A 21,824-nucleotide genomic window follows, 5' to 3' on the forward strand; every position below is an offset into this window, starting at 1 on the left:
CAAATGAGTGCTGATATCAAAATTTTACTCACAGGTGATCAAGAACAATCAAAAACTCATTTAAGGGGTGTATTAAATAGCTTCGAAAAAGTTGATATGATCTCTTATCGTGATTTGAAGACAGAGCTGGATCGCCTGGCACCAGATTTAATATTTTTAATTGAATCTGATAAAGAATCTCCTGCAGATGCAATTGAATATATCCATGCCGTTAATCCAATGGCTCTAGTTGTGTTTATAGCATTCTCCCAAAACTTTGATGTATTAAAAAGTGTGATGCGAGCAGGGATCATTGATTTCTTTGTACTGCCTGATGAAAGTGCAATGCTATATGGTCGTTTAGATAGCATTGTTCAAATGGTCGTTCAACGTAAAAAGCAATTAATGGAAACCGCCGTTTCAAGCCAGTCTTTTAAAAGAGGAAGAGGCAAAATATATTCTTTTTACAGTGGAAAAGGTGGTTCGGGAAAAACACTAATCTCAAGTGCGTTTGCTCAAACTTTGAAATTTGAATCCACTGCCCAAGTAATCTTTATCGATTTAAATTTACACTATGGCGGTGCTGAAGCCTTTCTATCTATTGTTTCCAATCGTTCGTTTGCAGATCTTATGCCGGTAATTGATGAGCTAAATGAAAGTCATATTCGAAATGTATCCCAGGTTGAACAACTTTCAAAATTAGAGGTCTTGCTTAGTCCGCGTGATGCCGAAGTAGCGGAGCATTTACCAGAAGGATTTATTGCAAGGCTTTTAAGAACATGTAGGAGAAGCTATGACTTTGTAGTAGTAGATTTGCCAGTGGCAATGAATATCCATTCATATGCGGCTCTTGAAGAATCCGATAAGATTTATTATGTATTAAATTTAGATACTCCTTCTATTAATACATTGAAACAAGTTGAAGGATTGTTTAGAAGATTAGGGATTGAAACCGAGGGAAGATTGGAAATTCTCATTAATCAGGTTGGGAAAGAAAATGAGATCAAGCCTAATGATGTGAAGAGTATTATTTCTTACCCTATTGCAGCAAAACTCCCTCGTGATTTTAAAGGGGTGCAGGCCCATATAAATAAAAGTGAGCCTTTTAGAAAGGAACCTAATGAAAAGAAATTAATCCCATTTGCAAAAGGAATTAGAAAATGGGTTGTTCAAATGGTGGAATAACTCTTAAAAGGATTGATGACAGATGTCATTATTTGAAAGAAGAACAACTAGGTTAAAAAATGAAAATAGAGTTAATTATGAAAATCAATATATAAGTGAGTTAGTCGATCATTACAAAACGAGAATTTTACGTGAAGCGAATTTAGAACTATTAACAAGTCTTCCTCAAGGCGAAATGAGATTAAGAATTGAACAGCTAATCAGCCAATTTATGAGTGAAGAAAAAGTGATTATTCCAAGACTTGAAAAAGAAGAGTTATTGACACGAATAATTGATGAATCAGTTGGTTACGGGCCGTTAGAGCCTTTGTTGGATGATCCAACAATTACAGAAATATTAATTAATGGCCATAAAGAAATATATATTGAGAAGCTTGGTAAGTTACAGTTAGCTCCAGTTACCTTTAAGGACGATAATCATGTACGACATGTTATTGATCGAATTGTTGCACCCATCGGTAGACGAATTGATGAAAGTTCGCCAATGGTTGATGCTAGACTACCCGATGGAAGCCGTGTCAATGCGGTAATTCCTCCAATTAGTTTAATCGGCCCAGTAGTATCAATAAGGAAGTTCAGAAAAGAGCCTTTTCAAATGACCGATTTACTTAACTTTGATTCGTTAAACGATAAAATGTCTATATTTTTAGACGCGGTTGTACGGGCAAAGTTAAATATTTTGATATCGGGTGGTACAGGTAGTGGTAAGACAACATTGCTAAATGTGTTAGGGAACTCTATTCCGAATGGAGAAAGAATTGTAACGATCGAAGACTCTGCAGAGCTTCGTCTCGATAAGCAGAATGTCGTTGGATTAGAAGCGAGGCCACCAAATGTGGAAGGAACAGGTGAAATTACGATACGTCATTTAGTAAAAAACTCACTAAGGATGCGTCCTGACAGAATTATTGTAGGAGAGGTTCGTGGCGCAGAAGCATTTGATATGCTCCAAGCGATGAATACGGGTCATGAAGGATCTATTACAACAGTCCATGCAAATACTCCCTTTGATGCGTTAAGACGTGTGGAGGGTATGGTTGTAATGGCAGGGATGGATTTACCTACTCATATTATTCGCGAGTATATTGTAGGAGCACTCGATATTATTGTACAAGGAGAAAGGCTTACCGATGGAACAAGAAAATTAACATCCATTTGCGAGATACATAGAGAAGACAGTGGAGAAATTGTTATTAAAGAAATATTTACGTTCAAAAGAATGGGCATGAAGAAGTCTGGTGAAGTAGAGGGATATTTTACACCTACAGGAGTAATACCTAGGTGTTTAGAAAGAATCAATATGTTTGGAATTACTCTTCCCAACAATCTATTTGAAAGTAAATAAGTAGTTCAAAATGATGCAGGGGGTGAACGAATTGGAGATTGCTTCTATATTTGGAATTTCGGTTTTGTTTTTTATCTGGGGATTTTATAATCTGTTGGGCTATAGAAAAGAGAAACGAGAAATCACTAAGAAATATGAAAATATGTTCAAGAAAGAAAATGAAAGAAGCAGCTTTATCTCAAAACTAGGCGACCGATTCGATGAAACCCCATTTGCAAAGAATTTTAAGATCAAATTATTGCATGCAAATATTTTAATACTTCCATCAGAGTTTTTTGCCATTTTACTATTTTGCTGCTTTGCCATTGTCATTATCTTAATGTGGTTATTTTCCTTGAAGTTCAGCATTAGCTTAATATTGGCAGTCATTATCAGTTTAGCATCCTATTGGCTTTTATTTTTAGTAAGAAGAAACAAATATATTGAAAATTTAAATAATCAGCTTGCTGAAGTATGCAGATTGCTAGGAAATAGTACAAAGGCAGGTATGACAATTAATCAAGGAATTGAGGTAGTTGCTGCAGAGGTAGGATTTCCAGCAAGAGATGAGTTTAAGGAGCTTGCCCATAATTTAAGGTTAGGTGTGGACTTTGAACGGGCTTTAAAGGAAGTTGAAAAGCGAGTACCGACAAGAGAGTTCAAATTATTTATTGCTGCACTGCTTATACAAAAGAAGTCAGGTGGAAACTTAACAAAGGTGCTTGAGGAAATGGCTAAAACGCTCGAAGAACGAAAAATTTTAAGGCAAACCATTAAAACGGCGACGGCAGAACAACGATTTATTTCATATATATTACCCGCAATGCCGATATTCATAATTTTAATGCTGAATTCTATGATGGATGGTTTTGTAGAATTGATTTTTACAATTCCTGGAGCCATTTTAACAACGGTGTTTTTAATAGGAATGGTCATATCATTCATACTTATTAGAGCTGTTACTAATATAAGGGTGTAGAAGAGTTATGGACGGAGTAATACTTACATCAATTTTATTATTTTGGTTGTTTTTGGTATTGAGTTTTGTGAATTTTTATAGTTATTCAAAAAATAAAGATACACTTAAAGTGCATATCAATGAAGTTGCTATGACGCAGCAATTAATGAAGGTAAAGAAAAAATCAACTCTCGATCGATTCATTATCTTTCTATCACGCTATGCTGATGACTTTTCAGCGTTAGGAGAAAGAATTAATTTTTATAGTGAGTCGCCTGATGTTGAAGTGCTGCTAAAAAAGGCAGGGAATCCTTATGGATTATCAGTTGCCCGATTTCAGGGATTTAAAATTGTATGTGTCATCATCGGCTTCATCCTCGGAACTTTTCTGTATTTTTTAGGGTTCCCCTTTGCAAATGTTTTATTTGTCACATTACCATTTATAGGTTTTTTTATTCCTATTTTTTTAGTAAGAGGGAAGGCGAAAAATCGCCAAGAGCTTCTTAGAAGAGATTTACCGGACTTCCTGGATACCGTAAGTATAAGTTTACAAGCTGGTTCTGGATTGGACGGAGCTATTAAGGAGGTTATTAGCTATTATATTGGGCCAATTCAAGAAGAGTTTTCACGGTTTATTCAAGAAATAGAATTAGGCGTACCGAGAGAAAAGGCTTATACAGAGATGCTTAATCGAAACGATAATGTGGATTTCCAAAATGTCATTAAATCGTTAATTCAAGGGTCAAGATTGGGAGTGCCAGTTGCTACAACCTTTCGAAACCAAGCGAATGAAATGAGAAGAATAAGCTTAGAGCAAGTAAAGGAGAAAGCGGCTAAAGCATCTCCAAAGGTTACCCTTATTACATCATTTATTATTGCACCATTAATCATGTTAATGATATTAGGCTTAATCATTCTTAATATGTTTTATGGGGAAGATAGTATATTTAAACTATTTTCAAACTAGTATGAATCATTGAAAGGGGTGATGCTTCAAGTATTAATCTCTAATACTTAATGCATTTAGGATGGCCATTTTATTTGATTGTTAAATTAATAATATTTGAGGAGGAAAAAAATGAAAAAGAAACTGATTGAAATGAGAGAAAGAATGAATAACCGATTAACAGCAATTTATGTTGGCATTAAGGGAAGAGTGGCCAATGAAAAGGGAGTTTCCACGATTGAGTGGGTTGGATTAGCAGCTGTAATTATTGCATTGATGTTCGCTCTTGCTACAGCGATGAAGAGCAGTGGTGGGGATTTAGCAGAAACAATCATTAATAAGTTAAAGGCCATGATTGAAGGTATCAATACTTGATTACCGAATAGTCCACTTTTGAAAGGAGGGGAAACATGCCTAAATATTATACCCCAGCAGCTATTATTTGTCTTTGCTTCATCTTTTTATTTGGTTGCCAAGAAAAGAGCGGAAATACTGAAGATATAGAAAAAAACGAGGCTACTAAGGTTGAAAATGAGGATGATTCAACAAGTGATCTAGCTACTGAAGAAGAAAAGGTGCAACAAGAAGATCCGTTCACCCTTGATGCACCCAAAATGCCTAATGGTCTAGAAGAGGTAGTTGCTTATCCAGTTGGATTATTTGCTTCAAAGGATACAAAAGTGAAAGATGAAGCTGTTCAAGCAGCGTTAGAAGCAATCCCTCCTCTTTCAGAAAATGCTAGTGAAGAAGAGTTATCAAATTTATTAGATTATATGTATTCCTTATTCAAAATGGATTATGATGACCCAAAAGTGATAATAGACTCATTGAGTATAGCCACAACACCAGACTCAGAGGAAATTTCGAAGGAAGAACAAACGGAAACGTTTAATGTTGAGATTATTCTTGATGCAAGTGGAAGTATGAAAAAAATGATTGGTTCCAAGTCTATGATGGAAACTGCCAAAGAGGCCATTAAGGAATTTGCTTCATCTTTACCTGAACAGGCTAATGTAGGACTGCGTGTATATGGACATAAGGGCACAGGTTCCAATGCTGATAAAGCAATGTCCTGTGCGGCAAACGAGTTAATTTATCCTATACAGCCGTACAGTGAATCTGGGCTTTCAGAGGCACTTGGGAAATTTAACCCAGCAGGCTGGACACCGCTAGCACAGTCACTGCTTGAAGCTCAACAGGACTTATCTCAATATAAAGGTGAAAATCACCGAAATATTATCTACTTAGTTAGTGATGGGGTTGAAACTTGTGACGGTGATCCGATTGCAGCAGCGAAAAGCTTAAAGGAATCAGAGATTTCTCCTGTTGTTAACATTATCGGGTTTGATTTAGATACAAAAGACGAGCAGCAATTGAAGGCAGTAGCTGAGGTAGCTGGCGGAACCTATGTAAATGTCCGTAATCAAGAGCAATTAAAGAGCCAATTCAATCAGGCCTCAGCAGACGCATATAAATGGATGACTTGGTATCAAAAAGAACAGTCAGGAATTTTTAAAAATGCAGATAAACAGAAGACGTCTATTTACAAACTTTCAAACTCTTGGAAAAATAATATTTCTAAAGAAAAATATTTAATTTCTTTTTCTCTTCAAAGTCTCTATACAAAGAAGAAGATTACAAAAGAGCAGGAATTAACAACGTATAAAATGGCAGAGGAATTCTATGATCTTCATTACGGTTTAGTTGAAGAAATGAAGAATACACTCATTGATGCAAGAGATGAGAATTTATCCTCATCTTTAGCTGAGATTAAAGAAATTTATAACAAGAACGTCTCTCAAGGAAAAATAGAGTAGGGGGACTAGATAAGTAGATGAAGAAATTACTTAAAAATGAACGAGGGTCAGCCATCATTGAATTCGTTTCAATGGTGCCCCTTGTCTTACTTTTAATGATGATTCTTTGGCAATTTCTTGTTGCAGGCTATGCAGTAATCATTACTCAATCTGCTGCAAATGAAGCGGCCAAGGTTTATTCGGTTACAAAAGACAGTTCAGAAGCAAATAATGCTGCAAAAAAGATTATTAATTCAGCAAAAGCTACATTGAAGCTGAATGGGGCTGTTGCTATTGATTCATCAGGTAGAAATTTCGAAGCAACAGTAAAGGTAGATATGACTTTAAAGTTTTTGCCTAAAAAGTTTTTGGGCACCGTTCCTCCATTAACCTTTGAAAAATCAATTAGCGGCAGGACGGTGGAGTAAGTGAAGAATGTAATAGAAAATGAAAAGGGCAATACCATGATATTTATGCTCGGTTCTCTCAGCATGCTAGTATTAATGTTTGTCATTATTGGAAGCTTTGCAAATGTATTTATTATAAAGGAAAAAGCGTCAAATAATGCTGAACAGGCAAGCATGGCAGCATCGGGAGAAGTGTTAGATGGCTTAAAAAATGCTATCGAATTATATGATGCCTATCAGCTACAACATTATACAGCGATGAAAAGATATGATTTGTATCTTGAAGACTCTATTAAAATTCAATTACGTAACGAAATATCTCAAATTAGCGGCTCTAATTCTGATTTATCACAAATAGAAATAACTCATAAGGCGGTAAATAAAGTTATCGAATCAAAGTTGCCTGGAATTTTTGGAGCTTTAGAAGGATTTGTAAATACTGAACTTATAAGTGCAACTGGTCGAGTCCATCAAGTTGTAAGAGACAATATCGAATCCAACAATGGTGAACTTTCCGGAACAAAAATTAAGCTATTTAATAAGAATAATAGAGTAGAAGTAATTACAGCAACTAAATATAAAGCTGTCAAGTATGATGAATTGTTTCCGGAGGATAAAAGAAAGATAAAGCAAAAAGGCGAAGGGCTAAAATTTGAATTTCTAAATCGTTTTGGCAATTACAATTGGGAATATACCTTCCCGTAAAAAGCATGAATTCTTTCATAATTTATATTGGCGGAAAGGAGTGAAAAAATGAAGAGATTAACAAGAATAGTGTTTGCTGTTATAGCAACCTTTACTTTATTGTTTATTAATATCGGAGCTTTCACAATGCATGCCTTTGCTTGGGAAGATTCGAAAACATGGAATACTCCGCCAGCCTGGAATAACGAGCCAACATGGAAAACCCCGCCTAAATGGGAGTCGCCTAAATGGAAATCATCTGGGTGGAATACACAGCCATCATGGAACACATCACCAAATTGGAAGAGCCCAGGATGGGAAAAGTCACCAGATTGGAAGAGTCCGGGTTGGGAAAACCAGCCACCATGGGGAAATCAACCAAATTGGAACGAACCGAACTGGAATGATCCTAATTGGCAGAATCCAGGTTCGAATCAACCGCCAGGTCAAAATAGCGATGGCAGCAATAGTAATGACCCCACATCTCCAGATGGATTACAGCCAAATGTACCGGGTGATCAAAACTCCCCAATGCCACCTAATGATCAAAATAATCCACAAACAAAAGACCAGACTAATAATCAAGTAGACTTGGATAAGGATAATAAAAATAATACTAATAAAGACAATACCGATAACTCGGCTGATGATTCTGAAGCTCCCTTTTGGGATTTTAAGCCTGCTACCGATAAAGATGCAATAAAATTTATCGTAAAGGATATTGTAGGCGGAAATATTGAATATATCTCCAAAGGTCTGAATGAGGATTTGACTCTTAAAGACTATCTTGATAACAGAAAGAAAATGGGGATTTCCGGTTTTAAGCTAATAACAAAAGGTGATCCAACGGTTGGTGCAGTATATGATGGGTATGACGTATATAAAAAATCAAAAGACACATACGACGCGTACAAAACTTATCAAGGAGTAAAGGAATTAAGTGATCTAAAAAAGGCAGGAGATTTAATTGAATATGCAAGGAAATCTGAGGAATTAGCGAGAGCTGGGAAAACCTTCTCACCAGGAAATCCAGTAGTTTCAGCCATTACAATGCCATTAACCATTTGGGATACCGTAGGAAATGTTAATAAGCTGAATAATGCTAGCAGCACAGCCGATGAAAAAAGTGATGCCGCTTGGGGATTGGTTGATAATGCAGGCAGTATTTTAACAGGAGCTGCACCTTTTGTGGCGATGATTCCAGGCGCGCAGCCGATTGCGGCAGGCATGGTTGTCGTAGGTGCAGGATTAAGTGTAGTCAGCTTAGGTAGAAAGCTTTGGAAAAACCGCAAAGAAATCTGGGAAAATGTTACGAAAAAGGGTAAGAAAGCGTGGAATTGGTTAACATCGAAATTTAAGGGGTGAGTAGAAAGTTGTGATTGAAACAAAGCCTACAAAAACACGTCAAAAAAGTATTAAACAGTATAAAAAACTATTAGAAAAATGGGATATGTGGGACTTTGCCTATTTTGATGGAAATGACTATTATTTTCTAACTCTATATGAACAAATGCGTAAAGGAATTACAGGTTATTTAATATTAGATTATGAAGGAAATGTACTTCCATTTGAACAGGCAAAGGCTCCAGCTACCTCCTTGATTAGATTCAATACGATGATCCATGGAGCTATGCAGGAGATGGTTCCGCAAATGTTAAAAAATATGGATCCATATAAGAAAGTTGTTTCCTTATTATCGGAGCATAAAACGAATTTGAGCAGTAAAGATCCAGAGCTTGCTTCGTCTGTTGACAAAGTAATCAGCTACACAACATACGCGATCGGGAACAGTAAAAGAATTGAAGACTTCGTTAACACATTAGGCCAATTACAGCGCATAGCTACGAAGAAGCAGGGATTTTTTGATGACGAAATCCTAAATGAGATGAGAGATGTATGTATAAAGTATAATGCTATGATGTTTGAATATGGCCTGAATGAATTCGAATTAATGGATGATTACCAGCAAATTATTAATAGCCTAAATGAGGAGCCAACCAATATCCCATCATCGTCGCGGAAAAAAATGATTGCTCTTTTGACTGCTTCTATAGACTCGAATAATGGAGCATTAACAAAAACGATGAAAGGATTTGATGATGATTTTAAGCAAGTGAACGTTCAGATAGATCCTGCAAACTTGGAACAATCATTTAATAAAATGATGGAGAAAAGTAGATTGATAGCATTTGAAGAGAAAATAGCCTACAAAATTAGAAATCCAAAATAACGGCAGGTCAAATATATGAAAAGAATTTTATCTAATTCAATCTATTTATATTCGAGTAAATTTGTACCGCTTATTTGCTTGTCATTAATAACGTATGTACCGCTTCTATTTTTGCATACTGTTATTGTGAATTTTATCTATAGGCAATCGAGCTTTATGGAATATCCCGGAGTTGTTGGTGATGCCGCAAATGGGATATTTATGCTAGTTTTTTTAACAATTGCCCAAGTTCCATTTATTAAGCTTACCATTTTGGACCATGAGGATGAGGAATCGATATTTAAGAAATCTTTAGGTTTTTCAATGGATAGAATGGTTTCCATGTACGTCTTTGCTTGTCTGTATGCATTATTCGTATTTTTTGGCGGATTACTTTTTGTCATTCCAGGTTTAATCATATTACTTCTTTTTTATTTTGTTCCATATTTTATTGCGGATGGTGTTAAGTCTTATAAAGCAGCAATTAGGAAGTCAGTCAGCTTAGTAAAAAAGAGATTTTTAATTACATTAGTAATAATTGGAGCCATAACGGCCATTCAATTATTATTTGAAAATGTTTTATTTATTTTTATTTCTTTCTATACTGATACGTATTTCGTATTTTTGTTTACAAAAATCGTTTTACAAATGTTTATCCTACCATTCCAAGTTATTCTTGTTACAAATATGTTCAATGATATTAAGATCGATAAAACGCATGAAGTTCCAACGCATTCACTTTTAAAAAGTTGAGCAACACATTGGAATTCAAACGTAATAAGTAGAGTATGTGGAAATTACTCTATTCTATAAAAAGGTTAAGAATGCTGAGACGAAAATATTCGTTAAAAGGAGCTTGTAATTTGATGATAAAATATTTTCATAAGCGCTATATAATCATATTAATCTTGCTCGTCTCTATCATCTCAGCATTTTTATTTGTTATAAGCTCAACAGAAGATTCCACAAAAGAAGCATCTGAGAAGCCGCAAAGTAATAATGAAGAGTATGTGGAGATTGAGGATGATTTATTAGAAGAGAACAGGCCAAAGCAATTAGATGCAGAAGAAATTTTGGCTAATCTTCCATCAACTTTAGAAAAGATTGATGAAATCGTTGCCTATCCGGTTGGGGCATTTTCAGGTAGACAATACCGTGATTTGACAGAAGATGAAAAGTTATATATTCTTGAACATTTTGATAAGCTCCCTAAAATAGGAGATTCAGATCCGAAGAAGGATCAGCCAACAGATGAAGAAATCGAGCCATATTGGCGATTAGTTTATTCTTTGTTTCATGAAGACTATCCAGGGCCAAATGATATTTTAAAAGAATTAAATACAATATTGTTTGGAAGACCAGATTTAGAGGACGATCGCTATCGCTTTAAAGAGCATCTGAATGTTGAAATAATCCTAGATGCAAGTGGAAGCATGGCCAAAAAAGTTGACGGCAAGCCTATGATGGATATGGCTAAAGAAGCAATAAAAGAATTTACTGCAGACCTACCGAAAGATGCGAATGTCGCACTTCGGGTTTATGGGCATAAAGGGAGCGGGTCTAACCAAGATAAACAGCTTTCATGCTCTAGTAATGAACTTATTTATCCATTAAAAAAATATAGTGCATCTAGTTTAAATTCCGCTTTAAGGCGCTTTAAGCCATCAGGATGGACACCACTTGCTAAGGCTATTGAAGAAGCAAAAAACGATTTATCAGCATATAACGGTGAAAATCACACAAATATTATCTATTTAGTTAGCGATGGAGTAGAAACATGTGGGGGTGACCCTGTAAAGGCAGCACAAGAACTTGCAGATTCAAATATTACACCAATCGTTAATATTATTGGCTTCAATGTTGATAGTGAAGGTCAAAGACAATTAAAAGAGATTGCAGATGCTGCAAAAGGGACATACACAACGGTATTAAACCAAGAAGGATTATCAGATGAATTCGACCGCTCAAAAGAAATAGCCCAAAAATGGGAAGAATGGGCTGCAGATGCAGTCAAGCAGTTAGAAGATGAAAATAATCAGCAATGGGATAACATTTTTAATGCTTCAAATATATGGATGGAAAAGAATAAGCAGCAGCGAATGAATATTATTGATGTTGCAGATGATTTACATAAAAACGGGCAGATTAGTAAGGAATCGGCAGAGATCCTAAAAGAAAAGGCTAACGATCAATCAAGGAAGATATTAAAGCTAAGTGCTGATTTAAGAGATGGACTTTGGGTTCTCAAAGATAAAAAATACGAAGAAGTTAAGGAAGAAATTGATAATCTATTTAACGAAAATGTAGAGCGGATTAATAATAGGAAAAAATGAATCTTTTCGTAAAAACATAAAAGTCATAAGTTTCAAGTGCTTATGACTTTTTTATTTAAGCTTAAAAATTAAAAAACTATTAATTAGTACAGATGTCTATCGCAAATTAACGGGCTGTTACACCCCAAATGGATTCACTTTATGGAATATCAAATAGTAACAAGATTACTCTCAATATTTGTAATTAATACTCTAATTCAAAGAAAGGAGCGGAGTAATGAATAAACTTATTAAAGTAATGTTTGTTCTTATAGCAATCTTTACTTTATTGTTTACAAATATTGGTCTGCAAATACCAAATGCATATGCATGGGAAAATGCACCTTCCTGGAACACCCCCCCAACATGGAATGATAAATCCACTTGGGAAACTCCCCCAACATGGGAATCACCAGGATGGGAAAAACAGCCATCTTGGAACAACCAGCCTGGGGAACAAGCTCCTGGTTGGAAAACACCGCCAAAGTGGAATGAACCCAACTGGAATCAACAGGATGGAGATAATCAAAATGGAAATGAAAATCAGAATGGAGAAAGTGAAGACAGCTACGATAAGGATACTCCACTCGACCAACCCTCAGGAAATAAGAAGGATAATAAGGATTCTTCAAGTCCTAATGAACCCCCATTTAACTTTGAACAAGAAATAGGACATCTAATTAATGATGTTGTTGACGGGACATCGAACCTTATAAAGGATGGAATTGATTCGGCTATTGAAGGGGCAGAAGGTATTGCAAATAAAACAGTTGACTTAGTAAATGATGCTACCGATTTAACACTAGATGGCATTAATACCATCACAACTGGCATCACAAAAATAGCAGAAGACATTCGGTATAATGCTATTGAGGCATTAATTAAAACGAGTAACTTTGCAGAAACGGAGTTTGGAGAAAATATTCTCAATACTAGTCTTTTAGGGATTGGGTCTAAATGGGTATTGCAATCCTTAGATACGGATGCACTGTCTGAAGCAAATAATAAGCTGCATGATCAAGTTAATAAAATGATCAACTTAAAAGACTTGGCTTTCGAAGAAATAAAGGATAAAAAAGACGATTTTCTTAATGGAATAAAATCCTTTAACACAAATATAAAAGAAAAATTAAAAAACTTAAATTCAGTTAGAGATGATTTAACAAAAGTTATTTTTAAATCGCGATTAGATTATTTGAACAGCTATTTTGACTTTAACCCAACAGAAAGACCTTATGGTACGATAAAGGATATAACGATAAATGATAGAGACTTGATGGCTTTTGCAGATTTAGCATATATGGAGAATGAGAATCAGAAGTATGAAACCTCGAAAAGAAAGCAAACACAAAAAGATTATATCCCTAAAAGCTTTAATGAAGTCAAGAGTCTATCAACTGCTGGGATAGCAGGTTTTAGTGGAAAAACTTTTGTGAATAAAGAAGAAAAGAAGATTGTTATTTCCTTCAGGGGAACTGAACCAAATGGCGATGATCTTAGAGACTTCTATGCAGATTATACTTTAGTATTTGGGATTCCAAATCCACAGCATACAGAAGCAAAGGAATTAACTAGAAAAGTACTGGAGAAGTATAATGGCTATGAAATTGTTATTGTGGGTCATTCACTGGGAGGGAATATTGCTCAGGAAGTAGGGAGACATTATAAGATTCCAACTGTTACATTTAATGGACCTGGAATGCAAATTCATAAGGATGCACTGGATTCATATCCGAATTTAATCAAGAAGGGGTTAAATCCAAATGAAAATGCGAACTACTCTCGATTAATAAATAAACATAATGAAAAGGATTTATACAATGACCTCATTATCAATCATATAAGTGCGAAGGATGAGATTGGTAAATTAGGTGTACACATTGGTACAACAATTATTTACGATATAGATGAGGCAGGAAATTTAATCATCTATGAATCTGATGATTTTGCAGCCGAGGAAATTAAAGAAGATAGGTTTGAGAATAAAATTCCACGGACCGTTAAGGATTTCAAGGAAGGGACAACAAACCATGGGATTGGTACATTCGAACCTTATTTGCAAGAAGGAATGTTAAGAAGAGTAGATAAAAAATAAGAAAAGGAGGGTTTCGATGGGGAAAATCATTTTGGCTTCTATCTTTTCATTTCTTTTTCCAGGGCTTGGTCAGTTATACAATAAACAGCGGATGAAAGGAATAATCTTTATTTTTGTTGGAATCATTCTTATTTATATAAATATAATTGGATTCCGACTCCCTCTAACTCTTTTTCGTTTCATTGCGGCAGGTGAGGCATTATGGATTGCCAATAAAAAGGTGAAGTTAGGGGAGAACGAAGGATTCTTGAAACCCAAAAAGGCAGTCATTGAACTGGGCATTGCGAGCATCATCATTTTTTCGTCAACCTTTGTTCCGTATCGTTTTTTTATTAAGCCTGTTACAAACTATTTCACTCAAGCGTTTCCGGAAAAAAGCGAGGAGGAAATAAAAATAGCAGAAGAAAAAATGATTAAATATTTAGAAGATAAATATCAGAAAGAATTTATTATAACAGATAAAACCTACTATATACCTGAGTTAGGGAAATACGACTTTGTTCTTTCTCCTAAAGATCAAACGTTTTATTTTGGTGGCTTTTATTATGCAGATAGCAATAAATTCGAGGATTTTTATATGAACGGATTATGGGGTGAAGAGTTCGATAAAGAAGTAGAGCCTTTAGTTCATTCATTATTCAAAAATGTCTGGGAGTATTCTACTGGTGTATGGGTAGATGATGCATTAAGAAAGGAAAAGATTAATCCATTAGACATACCGAATTACAAGCAGTTGAGGGAATTGTATCCGGAGGGATATGATCAGAAATTTCAACTATATGTGTTTGAAAATATGAACGAAAAAAACAAAATGGAAAAGCTGGAAAAAGTATATGAATTAGTAAAATGGGTAAAAACCAATAACATCAAAAATATTCAGTTTGAAGTTTCTTTTTATGAAGAAAAATTGCTTGAAGATCAAGGTAAAAAAATTTCTCCTGGAATGGATAATTTAAAATACCTTCAATATGAAGTGGTCATGTCTTCAAGTGATTTTTTACAGGTAAACTCTGTAGATGATTTACTTGAATATACCGAAAAAAATGAGTAGTAGGTGGTAAATTTGATGAAGGCAGATAGCTATATTGCCGAAGACGAACAAAAATTAGCTACCTTTATAGAACGCGGTATTGCCATTTGCATTGATGGGATCATTATCTCTCTATTATATTACGTGGCATATGTGCTGTTATTTATTGATGTTATCGGTCCTTTGTTTTTATTATTAATTCCGTACGCATATGAATACGGCGCGCTTGTTGCCTTTCTTTTTTGGTTGTTGTTTATTTGGCTATATTTTGCTTGTATGGAGAGCTCCCGATATCAAGGAACAATAGGGAAGCATCTTTTAAAGCTGAAAGTAACGAGTGAGTTTGGAGAACAATTATCTTTCAAAAAATCAACGATCCGCTTTTTTATGAAGATTGTTTCGTTTGTTATCGTTTTAGCTGGATTTATTATGGCTCTTTTTACGAAAAAGAATCAGGCTCTGCATGATGTAATTGCGCACACAGTAGTATTAAAAGAATAGTAATTAATACCTTGATAGGAGTAGCCTTTCAAGGTATTTTCCGAAAAAAGAATACAGAATAATTAAAAAATATAGTACCCAAAATGAAACAGAAACGTAAGGAAAGCTGGGCGAGTGCTATTACCATTTTCTTAAAGGCATTCTAGTTGATAAAGGAGGGGAAAGATCATTTTTCTTCAATTTCGGGAAAGGATGATTAATCGTAATGAACAACTAGCTGAGAGATTTGAAAAGTGGAAAGAAAAGCATGCTTTATTACTAAAGACTATAAGAAAAATATATATATATCTTATTTGGGTTCTACTGCCCATTGCAATCTTTTTCTGGCTGTTTATCCCTGTTAGCCGAAGTATGGTCATTATTTTGTTTTGGAGCTATTATGCTCTATGGCAATTTTGGATGCTTTCGCGCAGTAAAACGATAACATGGGCACTCTTTTCTCGTTTTTTTCTAGTTGGAACATGGGTGGCAGGGCCTATTGCTGCTCTAATCATGTGGTCAATTCACTTTGTTTTTGCAGATGGTGCTTCATCGATAAATGATGTTTGGAGCTCTTCCTTTATAGGCCCTATTGTTGAAGAAGTTGTAAAACTACTGCCACTATTGATTTTTCTATTTTTTACGGGTAAAGAAAGACAATTCAGTTTAGCCGATTATGCTTTGATTGGTGCTGCTCTTGGTACTGGCTTTCAATTTATAGAAGAAGTATTGCGAGCATGGGTAAGCTCTCGTGAATCGCTGTTTGCCTCTTTATTTAAGACTCTATTAACTTCAGCGGAAAAGGTTTGGGGATTTGATACTTTGTTTCCTGGATATTTTCAAGCAGGCAGCATTGTAGCAGTTGGTCACCATGTGTGGACAGCCTTTGTCGCGTTAGGAATTGGTGCTGCAATAATATATAGGAAGCGTTTCGGTCGTATCATTTGGCTTCTGCCTAGCTTTCTATTATTATGGGCCATCTTTGATCATGCTATGTATAATGCTCAGGTTTCAGTGTTAAAACCAGTTCTTTTTGTGGAATTAGCCCACTATTTATCAGGTCAGGGACATTGGTATAAGTGGACATTTGTACTGGCTCTTTTACTAGCAGTATACTTGGATTATAAGCAACTAAATCGTGTGAAAGCTTCTTTGCCACTGCTTCCTAGTGAGCAGATCATCGAACCGTTTACGGAACTAGCAACATTGACTCAGTCCTTTTTTAAAGGGCCCAAGCAGTGGGGAAGTATGATGGGCTTTTTCCGGGAAAGGAGAGCTTTCGGATTCGCCCTTCTTTTAAAAGAAAGAGAGGGAAAAAGAAATAAGCTGCAGAAAAGGATGACTGCCATTTACCAAACTGTTGCAGTTGTTGTTCTTTTAGTTTTCATTTTGGGGACGTTCTCGCAAATGGCAGCTGACTCCACCTATTATTTTGCAGGCTTATTTGAAAACCTTTCGACATGGTGGAACAAGCTAACCTGGTATGAAAAAACCGGCGTGATTGTAACAACTGCTCTTGCCATTGCTCTATTCACGGTAGCATCTGGCGGGGGGATCATTGCAGCAGGATTTACAGGCTTTGGTGCTGCGATGGTTACAAAGGATGTGCTCGATAGTTCGGGTGCCATCGCCAATATGATCAAAGACCCAAAAAGCGCGTTCGGCCAGTTGATGGAAAAAGCAAAACAAATGCCGCCGCAAGAACTCACCATTGCAGCTGCGATCATCCTGCTTGATGCCCTAATCAAACGTTTTCCAGCAACAAGAGCACTAGACGAACTATTAAACTCCTTACAAAAACAAGCACAGCACCTCGGAAAAAAACTAAAGCTCGGTACTCCCGGACCAGAGCCAGCATTCGCAGGCAGTAGCGGCCTTCCTCCTCATCAAAGCCATACAACTTTTAGTGAGGGAAGCGGGAGAAACACGAAGAACAATGGTGGTTCGGGAAAAGGGGATTCTGGTAAGGGTACGGGTGAAATTCCTAAGAGAACATATGAGCCTAGTCCAAAACATGACCCGAAAAGTGGTTGGGGGAGTCCAAACCCTATCCCGAATACTAAAATAGGGCAAGAGTTATTGGACAATGCTTACTCTTCTTCTAAAAATAAGCAACTTTACAATATATATGAGGGAAAGCTTATTAAATTTCAACCAGATGGAGATACAGGTTGGCATCCATATGAAGTTAAGAATCCTGCTAAGGAAGTACCTGCCGATGTGTTAAGACAGTTGCTTAAAGATGGTAAGATTACAAAAGTGGAATACAATAAACTATTAAAAAATAAGTGAGGTGCTTATCTCTGAAGACGTTCGGTAATAAAGACATATTTGGTATTGAATATGAGTTGCTTACTAATCCTTTTTATGAAAATAGTTTGATTGGAGAAACATGGGGGACACTTAAACTATCTGTTAAAGGAAAAGATGTTTGCCAATATGAAAGAGAGAACATTGTGAAGACCTATCAATGGAATTTAATTTACATTGTCGAATGGTTCAGTGAAAATCTTAAGTATATATTGAGTGATGAGCCATTTCCTCTCCCAGTGGAAGGGGATAACTCTCTTGAGCTTTTAGATAATTGTTTGTTGTTTGAGACAGACGATGACGATGAATTTGACACATGGTTCGATACAAAACAAGAATGGGAGTTTAAACACTCCTGGTTTTCCAATAGAGCAGGCTCTTTTTTACCAGATATATTCTTCAGAAGGGTTGACGGTGAAATAGAGATTGCATGGAATAATGAATTAATGTATTCCTCCGATGGAATAAATTTTATATATCCAACTGGAGTTGACTATATCTCAATTGATATATTTAATTCTACTGTTAGACATTTTATTGATGATTTCTTGGATAATCTTCTGCTTACTACTAAAAACAAAAGTGATGCTGAAAGATTTTACAAAGAAGTAAAGAATTTAATCAAATAGTGATTTTAAAACCTTGATTGGCTAAATGCCTTTCAAGGTTTTTATATTGGATAATGTAATTTAATTGTTTAATCCAAAAGTAAAAACCATTGGTTTTTTTGTGATCAAGACATGTTCACAAACACAACACCTCGGAAAAAACTAAAGCTCGATCCTCTAGAACCAGAGCCAGCATTCCCATGCAATAACCGTCTTCCTCCCCACCAATATTTTCTGTAGAATATCAAAAACATTTGTAGCATAGATTTTAATGCTCAATATTTAACAAACATTTAATAATTGAAAGAGCAACTAAAGCCAAATTAATAGTATGCTTAATGTAGAAGCTGTTATATACAATAATAACATCCTGTATTAATAAAAAAGGGAGGATTTCGTTATGACACAAGTACTTGAAAACGTTGTGAATGCATGGCAAGAGTTTAGAGGCGGCAAGTGGAAAAAAGAAATTGATGTAAGAGATTTTATTTTAAAAAACATCACTGTTTACAGTGGAGACGAATCATTTCTAGCTGATGCAACCAACGCCACAAACGTACTTTGGAAGCAAGTAATGGAACTGACGAAACAGGAACGTGAAAACGGCGGTGTGTTAGATATGGACACAAAAATCGTGTCCACGATCACTTCCCATGAACCAGGATATTTAAATAAAGGATTAGAAAAAATAGTTGGATTTCAAACGGATAGACCTTTCAAACGCTCCATGCAGCCATTTGGCGGAATTCGCATAGCGGAACAATCTTGTGAGTCTTACGGATTTAAAGTAGACGAGGAAATAAGCCGGATTTTTTGGGATTGGCGCAAAACGCATAACCAAGGTGTATTTGATGTTTATAACGAAGAAATGAAAGCGGCAAGAAAGTCTGGCGTTATTACAGGCCTTCCTGATGCTTATGGACGAGGCCGCATTATCGGCGATTATCGCCGTGTAGCATTATACGGAGTAGATCGTCTGATTGAAGAGAAGAAAAACGATTTGCAATTGACGAGTAAAACAATGAGCGATGATGTAATACGTCTTCGCGAAGAGTTATCCGAACAAATTCGTTCCTTGATGGAATTGAAACAAATGGCGGCTGCACATGGTTTTGACATTTCGAAACCGGCAACAAATGCCAGAGAAGCATTCCAATGGCTATACTTTGCTTATCTTGCTGCTATTAAAGAGCAAAATGGAGCTGCGATGAGCTTAGGCCGAACATCTACTTTCTTGGACATTTATATTGAACGCGACCTTCAAAACGGTGCGTTAACGGAAGAAGAAGCACAAGAATTAGTAGATCATTTCGTAATGAAACTTCGTCTTGTAAAATTTGCAAGAACACCGGACTATAATGAACTTTTCTCCGGCGACCCGACTTGGGTAACAGAATCGATTGGAGGTATCGCGTTAGACGGCCGTCCGTTAGTAACGAAAAACTCTTTCCGTTTCCTTCATACATTAGATAACTTAGGTCCTGCGCCGGAACCAAACTTGACTGTTCTTTGGTCTCCAAAATTACCGGAAGGCTTTAAGAACTATTGTGCAAAAATGTCGATTAAAACATCTGCAATTCAATATGAAAACGACGAGATCATGCGTCCGGAATTTGGAGACGATTACGGTATTGCATGCTGTGTATCGGCAATGAGAATCGGTAAGCAGATGCAGTTCTTTGGAGCCCGTGCAAATTTGGCAAAAGCACTGTTATATGCGATTAACGGCGGAAAAGATGAAAAATCTAAAGCGCAAGTAGGACCAGAGTTTGCGCCAATCACATCTGAAGTATTAGATTACAATGAAGTTATGCGTAAATTTGATATGACAATGGAGTGGCTGGCAGAGCTTTATATCAACACATTAAACGTCATCCATTACATGCACGATAAATACAGCTATGAACGTGTAGAAATGGCACTTCATGATACGGAAATCATTCGTACGATGGCAACGGGTATAGCCGGTCTCTCTGTAGTGGTAGACTCCTTGAGTGCCATTAAATATGCAAAAGTGACACCAATTCGGGATGAAAACGGCATTGCAGTCGACTTTGAAATTGAAGGTGACTTCCCGAAATACGGCAATAATGATGACCGAGTGGATTCTATCGCGGTTGAACTTGTAGAATACTTCATGAAAAAGCTGCGCAAGTATAAAACGTATCGTAATTCTGTACACACTATGTCGATCTTAACCATCACGTCTAACGTGGTGTACGGCAACAAAACGGGAAATACACCTGATGGAAGACGTGCAGGAGAACCATTTGCACCGGGTGCAAACCCAATGCACGGGCGTGATGAAAAAGGGGCTTTAGCATCTTTGCTTTCTGTAGCGAAGCTGCCATACGAGCAGGCGTTAGATGGAATTTCAAACACATTCTCTATTATTCCAAAGGCGCTCGGAAAAGAAGAAGAGACACAAATCAAGAACTTGGCTGCTTTACTCGATGGCTATACAGAAAAAGAAGGCCATCATTTGAATATCAACGTGTTCAATCGTGACACACTGATGGATGCGATGGAACATCCGGAAAAATATCCGCAATTAACCATTCGTGTATCCGGGTATGCAGTAAACTTCATAAAATTAACTCGTGAACAGCAAATTGACGTGGTTAACCGTACGATGCATGCAAGCATGTAATAGGAGGAAAGGCAATCTCTCTGATTGGCAGAAAGATTGCCTTATATTAATGGTGAGCAATTACCAACTCCTACTTGTGAGAGGGGGAAATGCAATGAAAGGACATATTCATTCCATAGAGACATGCGGAACAGTGGACGGGCCAGGTATCCGTTATATCGTGTTTACTCAAGGCTGTTTGTTGCGATGTCAATATTGCCATAATGCTGATACATGGGAAATAGGAAAAGGAAAAAGCATGACTGTGGAAGAAATCATCGATGACCTGCAATCGTATATTCCATTTATAGAAGCTTCCAGAGGCGGTATTACTGTAAGCGGTGGAGAGCCCCTTTTACAGCTTGATTTCCTGATTGCGTTATTAAAGAAATGTAAAAAAATCGGAGTGCACACAGCCATTGATACATCGGGTGGTTGTTACACGAATGAGCCGGTAATCCAAGCTAAATTAGATCAATTAATGGAGTATACCGATTTAGTGCTGTTAGACTTGAAGCATATTGACCCTAAGCGCCATCAGAAATTAACTGGTAAGCCGAATGAGCATATTTTACAGTTTGCCCGCTATCTGTCTGATAAGAAAAAGCCAGTCTGGATCCGTCATGTTCTTGTACCTGGGATAACAGATGAGGAAGAGGATTTACGTCATCTACGAGCGTTTATTGATACACTGAAAAATGTAGAAAAAGTAGAAGTACTGCCATATCATCAGCTTGGAGTATATAAATGGGAACAATTAGGCCATAAATATCCTCTAAAAGGGGTACAACCTCCTGCCGCTGAGACGATCGCATTCGCAAATCAAATACTAGTGAAAAACTAAAACGAAGGTTGCTGTTTCCGCATTTTCG

At 36.5% G+C, this 21,824-nt stretch carries 19 protein-coding genes; all 19 read left to right on the top strand.

The window, feature by feature from the left end:
* Positions 1 to 3: 3 nt before the first annotated feature.
* Entirely contained in the window at positions 4 to 1,164 is a 1,161-nt protein-coding gene (locus KHA94_RS24680) for a CpaE/TadZ family protein (protein WP_213104722.1), read from the top strand.
* 22 nt (positions 1,165 to 1,186) lie between these two features.
* Positions 1,187 to 2,509, top strand: coding sequence for a TadA family conjugal transfer-associated ATPase (locus KHA94_RS24685; RefSeq protein ID WP_213104723.1), 1,323 nt, complete (start codon positions 1,187 to 1,189; stop codon positions 2,507 to 2,509).
* A 31-nt stretch (positions 2,510 to 2,540) separates the two neighbouring features.
* Positions 2,541 to 3,467 (top strand): type II secretion system F family protein, encoded by a 927-nt coding sequence (locus tag KHA94_RS24690; RefSeq protein ID WP_213104724.1) that lies wholly within the window; start codon positions 2,541 to 2,543, stop codon positions 3,465 to 3,467.
* A 7-nt stretch (positions 3,468 to 3,474) separates the two neighbouring features.
* Complete coding sequence (locus KHA94_RS24695; RefSeq protein WP_213104725.1) at positions 3,475 to 4,413, top strand: type II secretion system F family protein; 939 nt, start codon at positions 3,475 to 3,477, stop codon at positions 4,411 to 4,413.
* Positions 4,414 to 4,524: 111 nt separating this feature from the next.
* Complete coding sequence (locus tag KHA94_RS24700; RefSeq protein WP_213104726.1) at positions 4,525 to 4,767, top strand: hypothetical protein; 243 nt, start codon at positions 4,525 to 4,527, stop codon at positions 4,765 to 4,767.
* A 35-nt stretch (positions 4,768 to 4,802) separates the two neighbouring features.
* Positions 4,803 to 6,209, top strand: a complete 1,407-nt coding sequence (locus tag KHA94_RS24705; RefSeq protein ID WP_213104727.1) for a VWA domain-containing protein — start codon at positions 4,803 to 4,805, stop codon at positions 6,207 to 6,209.
* 17 nt (positions 6,210 to 6,226) lie between these two features.
* On the top strand, positions 6,227 to 6,616 hold the full coding sequence (locus KHA94_RS24710) for a TadE family protein (RefSeq protein WP_213104728.1): 390 nt from the start codon (positions 6,227 to 6,229) through the stop codon (positions 6,614 to 6,616).
* Complete coding sequence (locus KHA94_RS24715) at positions 6,617 to 7,300, top strand: hypothetical protein (RefSeq protein ID WP_213104729.1); 684 nt, start codon at positions 6,617 to 6,619, stop codon at positions 7,298 to 7,300.
* A gap of 48 nt (positions 7,301 to 7,348) precedes the next feature.
* Positions 7,349 to 8,644 (top strand): hypothetical protein, encoded by a 1,296-nt coding sequence (locus tag KHA94_RS24720; protein WP_213104730.1) that lies wholly within the window; start codon positions 7,349 to 7,351, stop codon positions 8,642 to 8,644.
* Positions 8,645 to 8,654: 10 nt separating this feature from the next.
* Positions 8,655 to 9,509, top strand: coding sequence for a hypothetical protein (locus KHA94_RS24725; RefSeq protein ID WP_213104731.1), 855 nt, complete (start codon positions 8,655 to 8,657; stop codon positions 9,507 to 9,509).
* 15 nt (positions 9,510 to 9,524) lie between these two features.
* Positions 9,525 to 10,241 (top strand): hypothetical protein, encoded by a 717-nt coding sequence (locus tag KHA94_RS24730; protein ID WP_213104732.1) that lies wholly within the window; start codon positions 9,525 to 9,527, stop codon positions 10,239 to 10,241.
* A gap of 113 nt (positions 10,242 to 10,354) precedes the next feature.
* The gene (locus KHA94_RS24735) at positions 10,355 to 11,821 is read left to right on the top strand and encodes a vWA domain-containing protein (RefSeq protein ID WP_249365744.1); all 1,467 of its coding nucleotides are present in this window, start codon (positions 10,355 to 10,357) and stop codon (positions 11,819 to 11,821) included.
* A gap of 217 nt (positions 11,822 to 12,038) precedes the next feature.
* A complete protein-coding gene (locus KHA94_RS24740) occupies positions 12,039 to 13,895 on the top strand; it encodes a YqiA/YcfP family alpha/beta fold hydrolase (RefSeq protein ID WP_213104734.1) in 1,857 nt (618 codons plus the stop codon).
* Positions 13,896 to 13,911: 16 nt separating this feature from the next.
* A complete protein-coding gene (locus tag KHA94_RS24745; RefSeq protein ID WP_213104735.1) occupies positions 13,912 to 14,946 on the top strand; it encodes a hypothetical protein in 1,035 nt (344 codons plus the stop codon).
* 15 nt (positions 14,947 to 14,961) lie between these two features.
* Positions 14,962 to 15,426 carry an RDD family protein gene (locus KHA94_RS24750; protein ID WP_213104736.1) on the top strand — a complete coding sequence of 155 codons (465 nt, stop codon included), beginning with the start codon at positions 14,962 to 14,964 and terminating at the stop codon, positions 15,424 to 15,426.
* A gap of 192 nt (positions 15,427 to 15,618) precedes the next feature.
* Positions 15,619 to 17,697, top strand: coding sequence for a PrsW family glutamic-type intramembrane protease (locus KHA94_RS24755; RefSeq protein ID WP_213104737.1), 2,079 nt, complete (start codon positions 15,619 to 15,621; stop codon positions 17,695 to 17,697).
* Positions 17,698 to 17,783: 86 nt separating this feature from the next.
* Positions 17,784 to 18,344: a hypothetical protein gene (locus KHA94_RS24760; RefSeq protein WP_249365741.1), complete on the top strand. Its 561-nt coding sequence runs from the start codon at positions 17,784 to 17,786 to the stop codon at positions 18,342 to 18,344.
* Positions 18,345 to 18,723: 379 nt separating this feature from the next.
* On the top strand, positions 18,724 to 20,973 hold the full coding sequence (pflB, locus tag KHA94_RS24765) for a formate C-acetyltransferase (protein WP_213104739.1): 2,250 nt from the start codon (positions 18,724 to 18,726) through the stop codon (positions 20,971 to 20,973).
* Positions 20,974 to 21,067: 94 nt separating this feature from the next.
* The gene (pflA, locus tag KHA94_RS24770) at positions 21,068 to 21,796 is read left to right on the top strand and encodes a pyruvate formate-lyase-activating protein (protein ID WP_213104740.1); all 729 of its coding nucleotides are present in this window, start codon (positions 21,068 to 21,070) and stop codon (positions 21,794 to 21,796) included.
* Positions 21,797 to 21,824: the final 28 nt, after the last annotated feature.

Origin of the sequence: Cytobacillus citreus (assembly GCF_018343665.1) — a bacterium.
Lineage (GTDB): Bacteria > Bacillota > Bacilli > Bacillales > Cytobacillaceae > Cytobacillus > Cytobacillus citreus.

What these genes read in the sequence shown, in the direction of transcription:
- KHA94_RS24680 (WP_213104722.1), top strand. Translation starts at nt 4, where the DNA reads ATGAGTGCTGATATCAAAATTTTACTCACAGGTGATCAAGAACAATCA.
- KHA94_RS24685 (WP_213104723.1), top strand. Translation starts at nt 1,187, where the DNA reads ATGTCATTATTTGAAAGAAGAACAACTAGGTTAAAAAATGAAAATAGA.
- KHA94_RS24695 (WP_213104725.1), top strand. Translation starts at nt 3,475, where the DNA reads ATGGACGGAGTAATACTTACATCAATTTTATTATTTTGGTTGTTTTTG.
- KHA94_RS24700 (WP_213104726.1), top strand. Translation starts at nt 4,525, where the DNA reads ATGAAAAAGAAACTGATTGAAATGAGAGAAAGAATGAATAACCGATTA.
- KHA94_RS24705 (WP_213104727.1), top strand. Translation starts at nt 4,803, where the DNA reads ATGCCTAAATATTATACCCCAGCAGCTATTATTTGTCTTTGCTTCATC.
- KHA94_RS24710 (WP_213104728.1), top strand. Translation starts at nt 6,227, where the DNA reads ATGAAGAAATTACTTAAAAATGAACGAGGGTCAGCCATCATTGAATTC.
- KHA94_RS24720 (WP_213104730.1), top strand. Translation starts at nt 7,349, where the DNA reads ATGAAGAGATTAACAAGAATAGTGTTTGCTGTTATAGCAACCTTTACT.
- KHA94_RS24730 (WP_213104732.1), top strand. Translation starts at nt 9,525, where the DNA reads ATGAAAAGAATTTTATCTAATTCAATCTATTTATATTCGAGTAAATTT.
- KHA94_RS24735 (WP_249365744.1), top strand. Translation starts at nt 10,355, where the DNA reads ATGATAAAATATTTTCATAAGCGCTATATAATCATATTAATCTTGCTC.
- KHA94_RS24740 (WP_213104734.1), top strand. Translation starts at nt 12,039, where the DNA reads ATGAATAAACTTATTAAAGTAATGTTTGTTCTTATAGCAATCTTTACT.
- KHA94_RS24745 (WP_213104735.1), top strand. Translation starts at nt 13,912, where the DNA reads ATGGGGAAAATCATTTTGGCTTCTATCTTTTCATTTCTTTTTCCAGGG.
- KHA94_RS24750 (WP_213104736.1), top strand. Translation starts at nt 14,962, where the DNA reads ATGAAGGCAGATAGCTATATTGCCGAAGACGAACAAAAATTAGCTACC.
- KHA94_RS24755 (WP_213104737.1), top strand. Translation starts at nt 15,619, where the DNA reads ATGATTAATCGTAATGAACAACTAGCTGAGAGATTTGAAAAGTGGAAA.
- pflB (WP_213104739.1), top strand. Translation starts at nt 18,724, where the DNA reads ATGACACAAGTACTTGAAAACGTTGTGAATGCATGGCAAGAGTTTAGA.
- pflA (WP_213104740.1), top strand. Translation starts at nt 21,068, where the DNA reads ATGAAAGGACATATTCATTCCATAGAGACATGCGGAACAGTGGACGGG.